Raw genomic sequence first — 16,086 nt, forward strand, 5'->3', positions numbered from 1 at the left:
TGCACTTTTAGTCCCAGTATTGCCAGCCCACCGCACATGCTCCTCAAAGCTGAAAAATCTATGCTCGGACCAGATATCGTTCTTGAATTTGGTATCCCCCACATCGTGAAGTCACTATAATCCCGCCCATGTCAGTATTACCTATTCAAAGCACCCTTCCCGAATTGCTCCAAACCTTAGGTGAGCACAGTAATGTTGTACTTCAGGCGCCACCTGGGGCAGGTAAGACAACTGCAGTACCACTCGCTCTTTTAGACGCGCCATGGTTAAACGAAAGGAAAATTATTATGTTAGAACCGCGCCGCCTGGCAGCGCGGACAGCAGCAGCTCGTATGGCAGCTCAGCTGGGAGAAGACGTTGGCGAGACTATTGGCTTCCAGGTTCGAGGGGAGCGCCAAGCAACCGGTAAAACCAAGATATTGGTTGTCACCGAAGGAATCCTTACTCGGCTTTTGCAAGCAGATCCGGAGCTTCAATCAACAGCCCTGGTAATTTTCGATGAATTTCACGAGCGCAGCCTGCAGGCAGATCTCTCCCTCGCCTTATGCTTACAATCCCAGGAGTATCTTCGCGAGGACCTGAAGATTCTGGTGATGTCAGCCACACTGGATACCAGCGGTGTCTCTTCGATACTAAATAACGCGCCTATCATTTCCAGTGAAGGACGCAGCTACCCCGTCAATATTGAGTATTTGAATCCAAAAGAAGAGCTTGAAGACAAGCGTCAGATCCCCGCGCTGATGACCAGGAAAATTGTCGAGTCCTTAGATAAAGAAGAAGGCAGTATTCTCGCCTTTTTGCCTGGTGTCGCGGAAATCAAGCAGGTTGAAGACCTGCTGAAGGAACGCCTGACGGAAAAGACCCTGAAGGGGCCCATCACTGTCTCTCCACTCTTCGGGGACCTGAGTCGCGAGCAACAGGACCAGGCAATAGCGCCAACTGCTCCGGGTACACGAAAGATTGTGCTGGCCACTAACGTGGCCGAAACCAGTCTGACTATTGAAGGTATTCGAATAGTTATCGACTCGGGGCTGATGCGCGAGTCGCGCTTTAATCCTAACTGCGGTATGAACCGCCTGGTGACAAGTACGATTTCACAAGCTTCAGCCACTCAGCGTACGGGGCGAGCTGGGCGCCTCAACGCAGGATACTGCCTCCGACTTTGGAGCGAGGGTCGGCAGCGGTCACTAAGTGCCAAAAATACACCGGAGATAACTCGCAGTGATCTCGCCCCCCTAGCACTTGAATTGGCCAAGTGGGGAGTTACTGATGTCAGCGAGCTCAGCTGGCTCGACACACCGCCCCCTGGACCCATGGCTCAGGCTCAGCAGCTCTTACAGCAACTGGGTGCACTGGATGACAAACTGCGCATTACCCCACACGGTAACACCATGCTGGCCTTTGGCGCCCATCCCCGCCTCGCACATATGTTAGTTGCCAGTGTGGACTGGGGCCTACAGGAGCAAGCCTGCCTGCTGGCAGCACTGCTATCTGAGCGGGATATTTTCCGTGGCGAGGCCCGATGGGATCGGGATATCAATAAGCGAATTCAGGCTCTTCAATCCCAAGGCTCTGATTACCGGGTAGATCGCGGCACGGTGCATAGAGTACGCCAGCAATCCAAAAGCTGGGGCTCTCAATTAAAGAAGATTGTGCCAAGCGCAAACTGCGTTTCACCACCCATCGACCATTCAGATGAAATTGGCGCCTTGCTTGGACTGGCCTATCCAGACCGGATCGCAAAAACTCGCAAGGACTCTGCCCGTCGATTTCTACTCTCCAGTGGCAGAGGTGCACACTTTTCCCATGATGACGCCCTTTCCTTGAACGAATACCTGGTCATTGCTGATCTAGATGGCCAGGGCCGCGACGCACGCATCCAACTGGCAGCTGAAATCTCCTTGCCCGCTTTACGGTCGTGCTTCGCCACACAAATCAAAGAAGAGATTTCAGTTCGCTGGGACGAGACTAGCGGCCGGGCTATCGCCCTCCAGCAAACGCAATTGGGGGCACTGGTTTTACACCAACGGCCGGCTGCAGATATCCCACAGGAAACCCTCAGCCGCGCATTACTGGAAGCCATACGTAAGAAAGGCCTGTCTTCCCTCCCCTGGAATACAGAAACTAACCAATTGCGCTTTCGAATTGAATTTCTGCGCCAAAGTAAAGAGTGTGAGGATTTACTAGGCGACACTTTAGTACCAAATTGGAGTGATGACGCTCTTTTGGAGACCATGGAGAATTGGCTGCTTCCTCATTTGCAGGGGCTCAGCAGGCTTGAGCAGGTGGGGCAGCTGGACTTGCATAACATCTTGCGAGGACAGCTTGAGTGGGGACTACAACAAAAACTTGATGACTTGGTCCCCACCCACTACCTGGTCCCTAGCGGCTCCCGGATTAGTATCGACTATGGAGAAACCCCACCTATTCTGGCAGTGCGCCTGCAGGAACTGTTTGGATTGGCACAAACTCCAACAATTTTAAAGAATCGCTATCCACTGATGATTCATTTGCTCTCTCCGGCACGTCGCCCCGTTCAAATTACCCGTGACTTGGTGAATTTCTGGGCCAATACTTACCAAGAGGTAAAAAAGGAGTTGCGTATTAAATACCAGAAACATTACTGGCCCGATGATCCTCTGACGGCTAAAGCTACTACAAAGACGAAGAAGAGAATGGATATGGGGAAATAACCCTCTTCAATTTCCTGCCGCAGTGGCAGAAAAACAGTTTTTCTGAGCGGCGGTTAAGTTATCATTCAGCATTAATTAGATAGCTTACCCCGCAGCATAAGATAGGAGCTTGTGCCAGTGATTTTGGCCTACAGCAATATCTTAAGGTCAGAAAAACTATCATTTGTAGCAATGGAGATGTATTTTGCGCCGGATACTTTTGTCATTTTTTAGTCCGCTAATGATACTAAGCTGTAGTCTTGATGACCTTCCCGATGACATAAATCAAAAATCTACTGATTACGACAAGGAAATGCGTTATCTGGTAGAAGATATAAGCACCTACGCCAAGGGTATCAATCGCCACTTTCTCATTGTTCCCCAAAATGGGGTTGAGTTAATTACGACGACGACAACTACCACGGGGCCTGTGGATGAAACCTACCTGAATGCCACAGACGGCATTGCTCAGGAAGCCCTGTTTTTTGGGGCAAATGGCATTGTCGATGAACCAACCAGCACGTCTGAAACCCGGCGCTTGCAAACTTATCTTGATTTGGCAAAAGATGAAGGAGATCGAATCCTAATAACGGATTTTGCCAGCATTATCCGGAATGTTGACGATTCATATCAGGATAATGAAGATGCAGGGTATATTTCTTTTGCTGCAGACAGTGAAGCCCTGGATAATATCCCTCCATACCCCGATGAGCCATTCAATGTAAATTCACGTGACATTGATAGCCTCGGAGAAGCCAGCAACTTTATAAACATTATCAATCCACGCCTTTACTCAACACCTGAAGAGTTTGTCGACGCATTAAGTGAAACCAATTACGACATCCTGATTATCGATTTCTTCTTTAACGGCGAAACTTACACCCAGGAACAAATTGAGCAGCTCAAAGAAAAAGAAAATGGTGGACGGCGCTTGGTGCTGGCCTATATCAATATCGGCGAAGCACAAGATTATCGCTACTATTGGAAGTCCTATTGGTACAACACCCCACCCGAATGGTTACTGGGAGAAGTACCAGGTGAACCCGGTAATTACTACGTGAAGTATTGGCAACAGGGCTGGCAAAAAATTATTTTCGGCAATGATGACTCTTACATTTATATGATCGTTGATGCTGGATTCGATGGGGCCTATATGGATGGAATCGATGCATTTGAATACTTCGATTCAAGCGATTACTAACCGCCCAAAAGAGACCGGCCCCCAAAACAACCGATTAAGGCTAGCCCTATTCGTACAATGACCGTTCACCCGAACAAATAGACGAATAAGAACAACCAAACACAGGCATTACATAGTAAAGTAGCCAAATGGAACTCCTGTATTAAAATTTACCCCCTTATTGAAACCCCTATCGCCCTGATTTCAACAAATCACTTATATAATGCTCACTGCACCTTGCAGAATACAAAGAGAAAACAACTTATAAGTAGACGCTTACAGAGCATATTACTTACAAGCTTTTTGTTAGCAAGAAATGCGGAGACCTATGTTAACTGCAATGAAATTGTCACCAACTTTCAAGCAACCTCAGAAAGGGTTTTACAGACCACTTCCGAAGACATTGAGGGGTGATAAAGGGAAAAAGTCTGCTTTGTAGAAAGAGAAGAGATGATGTAGTTTGCAGCACGATTCCAACGAGGAAAAGCACGACAACGCCTCATATGGTTGATATTCATTAGTTCAACTGAAAATTACATGATACTTGGCTGCTAACTGAATAAGATTCTAGCCAACCCCCAAGAAAATTTATATCATCTCAACCCTGCATACAAATTGATTCAAAAAAATCCTATGTATAAAAATATTCTTAACTCGATAGTACTTACAGTTATTTTTTCATCTACCGCATTTGCAGGAGAGATAGATGTAATACCATCAGACTGGAAGCTTGAAAATTACACCGATAACGGAGCAATTAAAGTCTTCAATGTTGCAGATGACACCAATAACATCTGTACATCCTTCCATTTGGATTCAGCTACCACTGAAAGTAAAAATCGATTCTGGTCAACAGTCTTAGCTGCTAAAGCAGCTAACTCAAAGATGTTTGTTCGCTATGTAGAGTCAGATTCTGCAAGCTGCGAAATATCAAGCTTTGGACAAAAGTCCACCAGCTGATTTTAAGCATTAATAAACTGACGAAAAACACACAATTACCCATAAATTGAGTAGTTGTGTGCTTTTCTATTGCTTGCTAGAAATCAAGCCTGCTGAGTATCCTTATACTGAGTCACATACTGGGAAAGCCGCCCGGACATTTCCTCTGCCAATTTTTGCAGGGCGTTGAGCGGGCGTATCATCACCTCAAATTCAATAATCTTGCCTTCATCATTAAAGCGGATAATATCCAACCCCTTCAAGCTCTTATCACCGATGGAGGCTGCGAATTCAAGAGCCAGATCGTGTCCCGATTCGGTAGTAAATTCACGGTCGTATTCAAAGCTCTCAAAAACCTGCATCACCGTATTGAGAATCAGGCACACAGCAGCGGAGCTGTGGTAGGGCTTAAAAAATGCCGGTGAACGGAAAACAGCATCTTCTGCAACGATCGCGGGCAAGCGACTCAGATCTCGTGCAGCGACCATCTCATGCCATAGGGCAATAGATTCCGCTATTTTTTTATTGGAATTGTTCATTGGAGACTTCCTCTTCACTCACTTGTTTTTGTAAAAATTCTCTCCCATCAGCACACCCCAACTCGTAAGTTTTTTGGGCCAGCTCTGGACTTGTGTAGTCCCAAACACTGATGAATGGCGGTTTCGAGGGCTGGACATAAGTCCAATCCTGATCGCCTTTGCGCTGTGTAAATATGTCTGGGAACTGGTCGTAACGACGGGTCAACAACACCAGCACCCTTCCCTTTCCATCATCCAATCCTGCCACCGGGATATTATCTACCACCCCACCATCGAGTGCTGTTCGCCCCCGCAACTTAAGTCTTGGCGTGAATGGCGGCGTACAGGAGGAGCACAAAATCAGGTCCACCAACTCCTCAATACTGGAACAATCCCGGGCTCGATAAAATTGCTGCTTAAAACCTAAGCGCTGGGCGATCTTGGGGTGAAGGCTGCGTAAAAAATGCTTATCGGCATAGTAGGCCATGGCCCCCACTCCAAAAGCCAAACCTCCAGATAGACCTTTTGGTGGGTGAACAACCGCAATTCGCAACTCTGCGCCCTGCTGAAGGGTCTCCAGTCCATCCCGAAACAGCTCTAACATCGCATTGCGGTAGATTCCATATTGGGGGAACACAGGTTCTTTACCAAAAAGGTTTCCCCAATAAGCATTTTTTTCATTAGTCTCGAACGCGGTCCAGAAATGCTCTCGAGCCTCCTCCGTCTTACCCATCAGCACCAGGCTCGACATTAGGCCCCCTGCCGAAACAGCAGTAACCACCTTCGGAGAAAGACTAATTTCTTTGGCTATGGACTCCCAAAAGCCAATCTGCCAGGTACACCGCCCACCACCACCGGCAAAAACAACTTGGTCAAACATGATCTCGCTTCCCTGCAGCAGCCTTCCGGCTGGAACTTCCTGAGTCCATTCTGTGTTTTACATCCTCTCAAGTGCAGTTTCAGGCCGCTCTCTGCGTTACCGCCGACACTTATGACCAATTAGTTTCAGCCTTCATGATGACATATTGATGACGACAACAATATGCAACTAATTGCATAAGCTAATCGAATCACAAGTATTGTGCAACTGATCGTCTTGATCCTGAACTCACTGAATACTCAAATTTCCACCAGGCGTTCCTTACCGGACACAAGCGCATCGAGAAAGGAATAACCGTCTGCAACCCCAATTTTCAAGGTGTGCCTCATCGCACTGGGGTCAGCAAAATTCCACATCCCGATGGGCAACGGACTGGAAGGCTGCACATAAGTCCACACCTGATCCCCCCTTTGCACGCTGAAACTGTTCGGTAGGTGTGGAAAGCTCCCTGTATCCAAAATCAGAACCCGCCCTTTGCTAGCATCCAAGCCGGCGACCGGAGCATTACCTACCAGGGCTCCATCCAGTACCTCGGCACCACCAAGCGACAGCCTTGGGGATATAGGAGGGGCACAGCAGGAACTCAAAATAAGCTGCTCAAGATCTGTCCCATCTTTGCATTTACTCACGGGGTGAAACATTTGGCGAAACCCCAGATGTAACGCTGTATTTGGATGCAAGTCGTGAAAGATATGTTTGTTAGAGTAGAAAATTGCCAGCCCCAGCGTCAGTGCGAGCGGCACAGGCAACCATTCCGGGGGATAAGTCACTGCAATCCTGAGGTCGGCAGATTGACGCAGAGACTCAAGACTATCGTGAAAAAATTCATGCACTCCTTTGCGGTAGATCTCAAAGTGCGGGAAAATTGGTTCTTTGCGAAATGAATTATTCCAGTAGAAATTCCTTTCATTTTTTTTGCAAGCTGAGTGAAAGTAATTGACACCCTCACGGCAACGATCCGTAAGCATGAGTGCCGCCACCATACTGCCTCCGGATGCAGCGCAAACAACTTTCGGCCGGATCGGTAATTCACGGCTTAGCGATAGCAAAAAACCAAGCTGCCAAGTGCAACGGCTTCCGCCGCCACCAAATACCATTTGATTAAACATGACGACACCCTCTAAGTGAGGCTATCGGAATAAATACGGGAACTTTTGAATCTAACTTAGACCAGGGAACTTTGCCTCTATCGCCACTAGGCGTTAAAGCGAGATCGCAACCAACGACTCTCTCCCAACTGTTACACATCACAATCAGCAAGCTTGCTAACCACCTTGATACAAATAGATATCAAAAAGACTTCACTTTTCAAACCAAGTTGGTATTGAGACAGAAGGCGCTTTTATCTCAACACTCAGTGCAAACCTAACCCTAATCCTAAGCTCGTAATCTTCCGGTCAGTAATTCAAGATATCCCCAGTCACGTCAGGGAGGACTCTCAATTAACCGCCCTTCGCCACTAATTGCCGCTAAAAATGCACGCCCATCTGCAACTCCCATACGGAAAGTATCCTTCACCTCTTCCGGACTGGCAAAATCCCACACATTAAGTGGAACATGCCCAGAGGGCTGAACATATGTCCATTCCTGGTTAAATTTTTGTACCGTAAAACGGTCCGGCAGCTGCGGGAAACGTCGGGTTAGCAAAATGAGCACCCGTCCTTCAGCAGTATCCAGCCCACCAATAGGCACACTATCTACAACCCCTCCATCCAAAACCTCTGCACCGCCCTGTTTCAGGCGCGGTGTCAGAGGTGGCGTACAGGATGAAGTAATAACCAGCTTCTCTAACTGGGAAGGATCCGAACAGTGGCGAACCTTATAAAAAGATTGGCGGAAGCCCAATTTAAGTGCAGTAGTGGGGTGAAGGTTCGGGAAAATATAAGTATCAGAGTAATCAATAGCTGCCCCAATCATTAACGCGATCGGACCAGGCAGCCATTTCGGCGAAGTACTGACTCCAATACGTAAGTCTGCGGCTTCCCTAAGTTGATCAAAGCCCCCAGAAAATAAGTCGCTTAATGCTTGACGATAAATTGTATAGTGCGGAAATACTGGGTCCTTACGAAACATATTGCCCCAATGGACATTTTTCCCATTGGCTTTAAATGCTGAAACGAAGTAATCCACTCCGTCAAGCGATCTCCCCATCAAAACTAAGCTTGCAACTAGGGCACCGGCAGATACCGCACTGACTACCCTCGGTTCTAGATCAATCTCCTTTGCAACCGACTCCCAAAAGCCGATCTGCCAGGTACAGCGCACGCCGCCACCGGCAAACACCACTTGGTCAAACATAGATTGTTCTTCCCTGGAGTTGGCGCACAAGCAATCACGAGCATGACCAATCACTAGATCGCTGCACCGGCACTTTACATTGCCCCAGCGCCTCAAAAGCACCGAGGAATATTTCAAATATATACAGTGTGGGAGTAGTTCGTAGGGAGGCTTACGCGGGATCTAACCTGAGAGGTTCACAGCAATAAAAAAGGCGAACACAAGGTTCGCCTTTTTCTTTTGAGCCACTTGGCCGACTCAGAATGGTCTCAGGAACTCAGTAGTAGGCCTGGGACTTGTCGGTGTGGTCAGTAATATCTTTCACGCCAGCTAATTCGGGGATTTTCTCTTTGAGAGTCTTTTCCACGCCTTCCTTCAAAGTCATATCAACCATGCCACAGCCCTGGCAGCCGCCACCAAACTTCAACACAGCAAACATATCCTCGGTCACTTCTACCAGGCTTACCTGGCCACCGTGAGCTGCCAGGCCCGGATTAACCTCGTTGTACAAAACATAGTTAATACGGTCCTGGATAGGGCTGTCATCGGTAATTTTCGGCATACGGGAGTTGGGCGCGCGAATCGTCAGCTGCCCGCCCATCTTGTCCGAAGAGTAATCGACCCGAGCATCATCCAGATAGGGAACGCTGCGCCCTTCAAAGTAAGCTTTGAGACCGTTCATTTCCAACATCACATCACCTTCTTCCTCCTCTCCCGGGCGGCAGTAGGCGATACAAGTCTCGGCGTTAGGCGTGCCGGGACTGGAAACAAACATGCGAATGGCAATTCCCTCACAGTCCTGTTTGGCCAACAGCTCTTTCAGGTATTCCTGAGCGGGTTCAGTAATAGTGACATTCAAATCAGACATATAGGCTCTCAAATAACCAAGCTTCTTTGTCGGGTATTCTACTCTCAGAAAGACTCAAGGGAAACCGGTCAATTGGAACCCCTTCGACCGACCGGCCTCACCACTCTCCTAGGTGGGGATAAATCCCATAAGAGTCTGGGCGGTTTCCTCTGAAGAGGCCGGATTTTGACCAGTTACCAGTTTGCCGTCTACCACTACGTAGGGTGCCCAATCACCACTTTTGGAGTAGTTTCCACCATTTCCCTTGAGCATATCCTCAACCAGGAAAGGCACGACATCCACCAGTTCAACCGCAGCCTCTTCCGAGTTGGCAAACCCGGTCACACCTTTGCCCGACACCAGGTAAGCGCCATCCTGACGGCGTGTATGACGGAAAATGCCCGGAGCATGGCACACAGCACCGATCGGCTTGTCTGCGGCAAAAAAGTTCTCAATCAGTGCAATTGAGACCGGGTCTTCCGCAAGGTCCCACAAGGGACCATGGCCCCCTGGATAAAAGACTGCATCAAAATCAGACTCATTCATATCAGCCAATTTATGGGTATTGGCCAGAACCTGCTGAGCATCGGCGTCAGCCTGAAAGCGATGAGTCGCCTCCGTCTGAAAATCTGGTTCATCGCTCTTGGGATCAAGAGGCGGCTGCCCGCCTTTTGGAGAGGCCAGGGTCACTTCAGCACCGGCGTCCTTGAAGGTGTAGTATGGTGCAGCAAACTCCTCCAGCCAAAACCCCGTTTTCTTACCGGTATTCCCCAGTTCATCGTGGGAAGTCAGAACCATCAGTATTTTCATATTTCTGTCCTTATAAACTTTGTCAGCTTTGCTTCAATCATCATTTCCTATGCGCACAACTAACTTGCCGAAGTTCTTTCCTTCCAGAAGCCCGATAAAGGCATTGGGTGTTTCTTCCAACCCTTCGACCATATCCTCAAGATATTTAATACTGCCTTCCGCAACCCACTGGCTTAATGTACGTACCGCTTCATGAAAACGTTCGTAGTAATCGAAAATAATAAAGCCTTGGATTTTTAAGCGTTTGGTCAGTACATCCCGCATTAACAAACTGGTGCGATCCGGGCCTTGCGGCAATGAGGTTGCGTTGTACTGAGAGATAAGCCCACATACAGGAATCCGCGCAAAATCATTTAATAGCGGTTGCACCGCATCAAAGACCTTGCCACCAACGCTTTCAAAATAGATATCGATACCGGCAGGGCAAGCCGCAGCCAATTGCTCGGTAAAATCTTCAGCTCGGTGATCCAGGCACAGGTCGAAGCCTAACTCCTCTACCGCATAGCGGCACTTTTCCTCACCTCCAGCAACACCGATTACCCGGCACCCTTGCAACTTGCCGATTTGTCCTACCGTTGCACCCACAGGACCGGTAGCAGCTGCAACCACCAGAGTCTCCCCTTCTTTTGGCTCCCCAATTTCCAGCAAGCCAAAGTAGGCGGTGATTCCCGGCATACCCAGCACTCCCAGGGAGAAGGAGGGGTAATCCGGATTTTTACCCAAGTTAATCAACCCGGTACCATCAGAAATGGCGTAATCCTGCCAGCCGCTATAGCCGAGTATCCAATCCCCCTCCTCGAAGCCATCCAACCGGGACTCGACCACACGGCTCACCGTCCCTCCAACCATGGTCTCTCCCAGTGAAACAGGCTCTGCGTAGGACTTCGCATCACTCATTCGCCCCCTCATATAGGGATCGAGCGATAGGAATACTGTGCGCAACAGCACCTCGCTGACCTCCGGCTTGACCACAGGGGCATGCTCCAGGCGGAAGTTATCTGTCGTAGGGGCACCTTCGGGGCGGGATGCCAATACCAGGCGGCGGTTTATATCGCTCGATTGCATTCTCTATTCTCCATAACTTCGTAAAATGGAAGTCAAAGTCGCCAAATTAGACCGGTCGTCTAGAAAGGCGCTATAAAAATACCCGCAACGGTTTTCCCCTCGCGGGCTCAGTAAAAAACTCAGTGTTTTCCCAGTATCTCCTGGGTCGCCAGCATCGCCTCTGCCATTGGCGTATCGTTGCGGTTTAACTTGGCCAACAGGCTGGCTCCCAGCCACAGCTGGTACAGGGAAGCTGCGGTGGCACGGGCATTGAGGGTGCTAGGCAGAGAACCGTCTTCCCCTGCCAGCTCAATACAGTTCTGGAGCTTCTGAATAATATGCTCAGTCCCATCTCTGAGGATAACCCGCATCGATTCAGACAGGTCTGCCACCTCAGCGCTAAGCTTAACCACCAGGCAGCGGTGTGCATCGTAACGCTCCCCACTACTCTTCTGCCAAGCATCAAAATAGGCCAATAAATTATCGGCGGCAGATTGATCCCGGGAGGAAAAGGCAACGTCCATCTGTTCCAGGTAGCTGCGAAAATAATCTTCCAGCAGAGCCTCGCCAAATTGCTCCTTGGACTTAAAGTAGTGATAAAAGGACCCTTTTGGCACACCGGCGGTTTTGAGAATTTCACTCAAACCCACACCGGAGAAACCTTTTACGGCCATCACGGTATAACCGGTATCCAACAAATGTTGGCGAGTATCTTCATAGCTGCTTTTCATGCCTAGCACTCTACGCAAAACTAGACCGGTCGTCTAGGGATTTATAGTGATTAGGCGCTGTGAAGTATCTATAAATTGCTCAACTTTAATCAAAACTGCTCTGTTATTGTGGTGGATCAACCAAAAAGGCGTAAGTCGCAGCCAGTGAGTGGGCGTGACTGTGCTAAGATTGGCGCCATTCCCACCATCGGCAAAAGATCGACAATATAAGGATTGGTAAATGTCCCAGCAGTCCCGCGACCAACGTCTCGAGCAAATTAATGCCGCGCTTGCGCAGCGTATCCTGATCCTGGATGGCGCTATGGGGACGATGATCCAGAGGGAGAAGCTGGAAGAGGCCGATTACCGGGGTGAGCGCTTCGCCGACTTCCCACGCGACTTGAAAGGCAATAACGACCTGCTCAGCCTGACCCGCCCGGAGCTGATCGAAAAGATTCACCGGGAGTACCTTGAGGCGGGCGCGGACATTATCGAAACCAATACTTTTAACGCAACCCAGCTGTCCCAATCTGATTACGATATGGAACACCTGGTGGTAGAGATCAACCGGGCCTCCGCAGAGATCGCGCGCCGTGCAGCAGATGCACTCTCTACCCCAGAGCGCCCGCGCTGGGTAGCCGGGGTCATCGGCCCCACTTCCCGCACCGCCAGTATTTCACCAGACGTCAATGATCCAGGGGCACGCAATGTCACTTTCGATGAACTGGTAGAAAACTATGTAGAAGCGGGCCGTGCTTTGGTCGAAGGCGGCAGCGACCTGATCTTAATCGAAACCATTTTTGACACCCTCAATGCCAAGGCCGCTATCTATGCCATGCAGCAGCTCTTTGAGGAGCTGGGTTTCGAACTGCCAATTATGATTTCCGGCACCATTACCGATGCCTCTGGCCGCACCCTTTCCGGCCAAACGACCGAAGCTTTTTACTATTCCGTTGCCCACGCAAAGCCAATTTCTGTGGGGCTCAACTGTGCCCTGGGCGCCACCGAATTGCGCCCTTATGTGGAAGCCTTATCGAGCGCCTGTACCTCTAATGTCTCCGCCCACCCCAACGCGGGATTGCCCAATGAGTTTGGCGAATACGACGAAACCCCTGAGCAGACCGCCGCAATCGTAGCGGAATTTGCCCGCAGCGGATTTATTAATATCCTCGGCGGCTGTTGTGGCACCACCCCCGGTCATATTCGTGCAATTGCCGATGCAGTGGCCGATATACCCCCACGACAGCAGCCGGAAATAAAACCTGCTCTGCGCCTGTCCGGACTGGAGCCATTTGTCGCCGATGAAAACGCCTTATTCGTCAATGTGGGCGAGCGTTGCAACGTCACTGGCTCCGCCCGATTTAAGCGCCTGATCCTTGAAGAGGACTACGACACCGCCCTGCAAGTGGCTGCCGCCCAGGTGGAAGATGGGGCGCAGGTAATCGACTTCAATATGGATGAGGCGATGCTGGATGCACTCGCCGCTATGCGCCGCTTCCTCAACCTTGCCGCTACCGAACCGGATATCGCCAAGGTGCCATTTATGGTGGACTCCTCCAAGTGGGAGGTGATCGAGGCCGGCCTGCAATGTATCCAGGGCAAGCCCATTGTGAACTCTATCAGCCTCAAGGAAGGCAAAGAGGAGTTTATCGAAAAGGCTCAACTGTGCCTGCGCTACGGTGCAGCTGTGGTGGTGATGGCTTTTGATGAAGATGGCCAGGCGGATACTTTCGAGCGCAAAATTGAGATCTGCAAACGCAGCTACGATGTGCTGGTCGATGAAGTCGGCTTCGATCCCACCGATATTATTTTCGACCCGAATATTTTTGCTGTCGCCACCGGTATTGAGGAACACAATAATTACGCGGTGGACTTTATCGAGGCGTGCCGCTGGATTCGCACAAACCTGCCCGGTGCCCAGATCAGTGGCGGCGTCTCCAATGTTTCCTTCTCTTTCCGGGGCAACAATCCGGTACGTGAAGCCATTCATTCAGTATTCCTGTTTCACGCTATTAAAGCCGGCCTGAATATGGGTATCGTGAACGCCGGACAGCTGGCGGTTTACGACGAACTCCCACAGGAGCTGCGGGAAAAAGTTGAGGATGTGATCCTCAACCGCAGCCCAGATGCCACTGAAGCCCTGTTGGACATTGCCCCCAAATACCAGGGGGATGGCAGTGGAGCCGCGCGCAAAGAGGACCTGAGCTGGCGCCAATTGCCCGTGAAGGAACGCTTGGCACACTCCCTTGTGAAAGGCATTAACAACTATATCGAGGAAGATACCGAAGAGGCCCGTGCAAGTTCCTCACGCCCACTGGATGTGATCGAAGGTCCACTGATGGACGGTATGAATATCGTCGGCGACCTGTTTGGCGAAGGGAAAATGTTCTTGCCCCAGGTAGTGAAATCCGCCCGAGTTATGAAACAGGCGGTAGCCTACCTGCAACCCTATATTGAGGCGGAAAAAACCGAAGACAGCCGCTCCAACGGCCGTATCCTGATGGCCACGGTTAAAGGGGATGTGCACGATATTGGCAAAAATATTGTGGGCGTGGTGCTGGCCTGCAACAACTATGAAGTGATCGACCTCGGCGTGATGGTGCCAGCGGAAACCATTTTGCAAACAGCAAAGGAAAAGGAGTGTGACATTATCGGCCTGTCCGGCCTGATCACCCCATCCCTGGATGAAATGGTTCACGTAGCCGCCGAGATGGAGCGCCAGGGGTTTGATATCCCATTATTGATCGGCGGAGCCACTACCTCCAAAGCCCATACCGCCGTAAAAATTGATCCCCAATTCCATCGCAACCAGGTGGTGTATGTAGCCGATGCATCCCGCGCCGTAGGCGTGGCCAGCAGCCTGATTTCCAATGAGCTGCGCCCAGCCTTTGTGGAAAAAATCCAGGCAGAGTATGACAAGGTGCGCACCCGCACCGCCAACCGCAAGCGCAATGACACCCGCTTAACCTACGAGGAAGCGCGGGATACTGCCCCGGAATTTGATTGGAAAAACTACCAGCCAGCACGACCCAACAAGCTGGGCCTTACCGTGATCGACGATTTCCCTCTGGAGAAACTGCTCGACACTATGGACTGGACGCCTTTCTTTATTTCCTGGGATTTGGCAGGTAAATTCCCGGCAATCCTTGAAGACGAAATTGTGGGAGAAGCCGCTACCGATCTCTACGACAACGCCCAGCGCATGTTAAAAGAGATTATCGATAAAAAGCTATTGCGCGCACGGGCTGTATTCGGCCTATGGCCCGCCAATAGCGTCGGCGACGATATCATCGTCTACAAGGATGAAAGCCGCAGTGAGGAGCTGGCTCGCCTTCACCATATGCGCCAACAGGTACAGAAACGCGGAGGCGATGGCCTGTGCCGCTCCCTGGCAGATTTCGTCGCGCCGCTGGAGTCCGGCCAAATAGACTATGTGGGCGGCTTCGCGGTTACCACTGGCATCGGCGCAGACGAGTTGGCAGACACCTACGAAGCCAAGCACGACGATTACAACGCCATTATGGTAAAGGCCCTGGCAGACCGTATGGCAGAGTCCTTTGCTGAGACACTGCACCGTTTGGTGCGAAAAGAATATTGGGGCTATGCCGAAGACGAAACTCTGAGCAATGAGGAGCTGATCAAGGAAGCCTACCAGGGCATCCGCCCAGCCCCGGGCTATCCCGCCTGCCCCGATCATTCGGAAAAAGCTACCCTGTTCAAATTGCTACAAGCGGAGCAAAATGCAGGCGTCAGCCTTACCGAGCACTTTGCCATGATGCCCGCAGCTGCGGTGAGCGGTTGGTACTTCGCCCACCCCCAGGCAAAGTACTTCAATGTGGGCAAGATCGGCAGGGATCAGCTGCAAAGCCTGGCTAAACGAAAAGGGGTCAGCGAACCGGAATTGGAGCGCTGGCTACGTCCCAACCTCGAGGAGTGAGCCCGTGGAAGATAATAATAAGAAAGCGAAAAAGCCCAATTTTGGCCAGGTGGTAGTCAGTACCCTGGCCGCCGCAATTGGCGTGCAGAGTGATAAAAACCGCGAAAGGGATTTTCAAAGCGGCAGTATTATGACGTACGTTATTGCCGGCGTTGTTTTTACCGCCGTATTTGTAATCGGATTGGCACTTATTGTGAAAATAGTTCTCAGTAATATGGGCTGAGAGCACCCAGATTTTTATTACATAAGCAGCAATAAAATAAACAAAATAC

13 protein-coding genes are annotated in these 16,086 nt (G+C 50.2%); 5 read left to right on the forward strand and 8 right to left on the reverse strand.

The genetic code is table 11. The annotated features are described in order from the left end of the window. Positions 1 to 128: 128 nt before the first annotated feature. The 3 genes from hrpB (at position 129) to P0078_RS03735 (ending at position 4,812) form a co-directional block, all read left to right on the forward strand. Positions 129 to 2,693, forward strand: a complete 2,565-nt coding sequence (gene hrpB / locus P0078_RS03725) for an ATP-dependent helicase HrpB (RefSeq protein WP_282933136.1) — start codon at positions 129 to 131, stop codon at positions 2,691 to 2,693. Positions 2,694 to 2,913: 220 nt separating this feature from the next. Then, positions 2,914 to 3,873, forward strand: coding sequence for an endo alpha-1,4 polygalactosaminidase (locus P0078_RS03730; RefSeq protein ID WP_282933137.1), 960 nt, complete (start codon positions 2,914 to 2,916; stop codon positions 3,871 to 3,873). A gap of 594 nt (positions 3,874 to 4,467) precedes the next feature. Beyond that, the gene (locus P0078_RS03735) at positions 4,468 to 4,812 is read left to right on the forward strand and encodes a hypothetical protein (RefSeq protein WP_282933138.1); all 345 of its coding nucleotides are present in this window, start codon (positions 4,468 to 4,470) and stop codon (positions 4,810 to 4,812) included. Positions 4,813 to 4,895: 83 nt separating this feature from the next. On the opposite strand, the gene P0078_RS03740 is transcribed toward P0078_RS03735, so the two are convergent. The 8 genes from P0078_RS03740 to P0078_RS03775 form a co-directional block, all read right to left on the reverse strand. Beyond that, positions 4,896 to 5,330 carry a nuclear transport factor 2 family protein gene (locus P0078_RS03740; RefSeq protein WP_282933139.1) on the reverse strand — a complete coding sequence of 145 codons (435 nt, stop codon included), beginning with the start codon at positions 5,328 to 5,330 and terminating at the stop codon, positions 4,896 to 4,898. Continuing rightward, positions 5,314 to 6,189 (reverse strand): patatin-like phospholipase family protein, encoded by an 876-nt coding sequence (locus tag P0078_RS03745; RefSeq protein ID WP_282933140.1) that lies wholly within the window; start codon positions 6,187 to 6,189, stop codon positions 5,314 to 5,316. Before P0078_RS03745 ends, P0078_RS03740 begins: the two co-directional genes overlap by 17 nt. Before the next feature lie 239 nt (positions 6,190 to 6,428). Continuing rightward, on the reverse strand, positions 6,429 to 7,298 hold the full coding sequence (locus tag P0078_RS03750; RefSeq protein WP_282933141.1) for a patatin-like phospholipase family protein: 870 nt from the start codon (positions 7,296 to 7,298) through the stop codon (positions 6,429 to 6,431). A 316-nt stretch (positions 7,299 to 7,614) separates the two neighbouring features. Beyond that, positions 7,615 to 8,487 carry a patatin-like phospholipase family protein gene (locus P0078_RS03755; protein WP_282933142.1) on the reverse strand — a complete coding sequence of 291 codons (873 nt, stop codon included), beginning with the start codon at positions 8,485 to 8,487 and terminating at the stop codon, positions 7,615 to 7,617. 256 nt (positions 8,488 to 8,743) lie between these two features. Continuing rightward, positions 8,744 to 9,334, reverse strand: a complete 591-nt coding sequence (gene nfuA, locus P0078_RS03760) for a Fe-S biogenesis protein NfuA (RefSeq protein ID WP_282933143.1) — start codon at positions 9,332 to 9,334, stop codon at positions 8,744 to 8,746. A gap of 108 nt (positions 9,335 to 9,442) precedes the next feature. After that, complete coding sequence (locus tag P0078_RS03765) at positions 9,443 to 10,123, reverse strand: type 1 glutamine amidotransferase domain-containing protein (RefSeq protein ID WP_282933144.1); 681 nt, start codon at positions 10,121 to 10,123, stop codon at positions 9,443 to 9,445. Positions 10,124 to 10,156: 33 nt separating this feature from the next. Next, positions 10,157 to 11,188 (reverse strand): NADPH-dependent curcumin/dihydrocurcumin reductase, encoded by a 1,032-nt coding sequence (curA, locus tag P0078_RS03770; protein ID WP_282933145.1) that lies wholly within the window; start codon positions 11,186 to 11,188, stop codon positions 10,157 to 10,159. A gap of 119 nt (positions 11,189 to 11,307) precedes the next feature. Continuing rightward, on the reverse strand, positions 11,308 to 11,898 hold the full coding sequence (locus P0078_RS03775) for a TetR/AcrR family transcriptional regulator (protein ID WP_282933146.1): 591 nt from the start codon (positions 11,896 to 11,898) through the stop codon (positions 11,308 to 11,310). A 220-nt stretch (positions 11,899 to 12,118) separates the two neighbouring features. Here P0078_RS03775 and metH point away from each other — a divergent pair, with 220 nt between their 5' ends. Together metH and P0078_RS03785 are read left to right on the forward strand one after the other, a co-directional pair. Then, positions 12,119 to 15,814 (forward strand): methionine synthase, encoded by a 3,696-nt coding sequence (gene metH, locus P0078_RS03780; protein WP_282933147.1) that lies wholly within the window; start codon positions 12,119 to 12,121, stop codon positions 15,812 to 15,814. A gap of 4 nt (positions 15,815 to 15,818) precedes the next feature. Then, positions 15,819 to 16,037, forward strand: a complete 219-nt coding sequence (locus P0078_RS03785; RefSeq protein ID WP_282933148.1) for a DUF2970 domain-containing protein — start codon at positions 15,819 to 15,821, stop codon at positions 16,035 to 16,037. The last annotated feature ends 49 nt before the right edge of the window (positions 16,038 to 16,086 follow it).

The sequence above is a fragment of the Microbulbifer sp. VAAF005 genome, assembly GCF_030012985.1.
Taxonomy (GTDB): Bacteria; Pseudomonadota; Gammaproteobacteria; order Pseudomonadales; family Cellvibrionaceae; genus Microbulbifer.

Coding starts and splice junctions, on each gene's coding strand:
- metH (WP_282933147.1), top strand. CDS start 12,119: ATGTCCCAGCAGTCCCGCGACCAACGTCTCGAGCAAATTAATGCCGCG.
- P0078_RS03750 (WP_282933141.1), bottom strand. CDS start 7,298: ATGTTTAATCAAATGGTATTTGGTGGCGGCGGAAGCCGTTGCACTTGG.
- P0078_RS03730 (WP_282933137.1), top strand. CDS start 2,914: ATGATACTAAGCTGTAGTCTTGATGACCTTCCCGATGACATAAATCAA.
- P0078_RS03765 (WP_282933144.1), bottom strand. CDS start 10,123: ATGAAAATACTGATGGTTCTGACTTCCCACGATGAACTGGGGAATACC.
- P0078_RS03745 (WP_282933140.1), bottom strand. CDS start 6,189: ATGTTTGACCAAGTTGTTTTTGCCGGTGGTGGTGGGCGGTGTACCTGG.
- P0078_RS03755 (WP_282933142.1), bottom strand. CDS start 8,487: ATGTTTGACCAAGTGGTGTTTGCCGGTGGCGGCGTGCGCTGTACCTGG.
- curA (WP_282933145.1), bottom strand. CDS start 11,188: ATGCAATCGAGCGATATAAACCGCCGCCTGGTATTGGCATCCCGCCCC.
- P0078_RS03775 (WP_282933146.1), bottom strand. CDS start 11,898: ATGAAAAGCAGCTATGAAGATACTCGCCAACATTTGTTGGATACCGGT.
- nfuA (WP_282933143.1), bottom strand. CDS start 9,334: ATGTCTGATTTGAATGTCACTATTACTGAACCCGCTCAGGAATACCTG.
- hrpB (WP_282933136.1), top strand. CDS start 129: ATGTCAGTATTACCTATTCAAAGCACCCTTCCCGAATTGCTCCAAACC.
- P0078_RS03740 (WP_282933139.1), bottom strand. CDS start 5,330: ATGAACAATTCCAATAAAAAAATAGCGGAATCTATTGCCCTATGGCAT.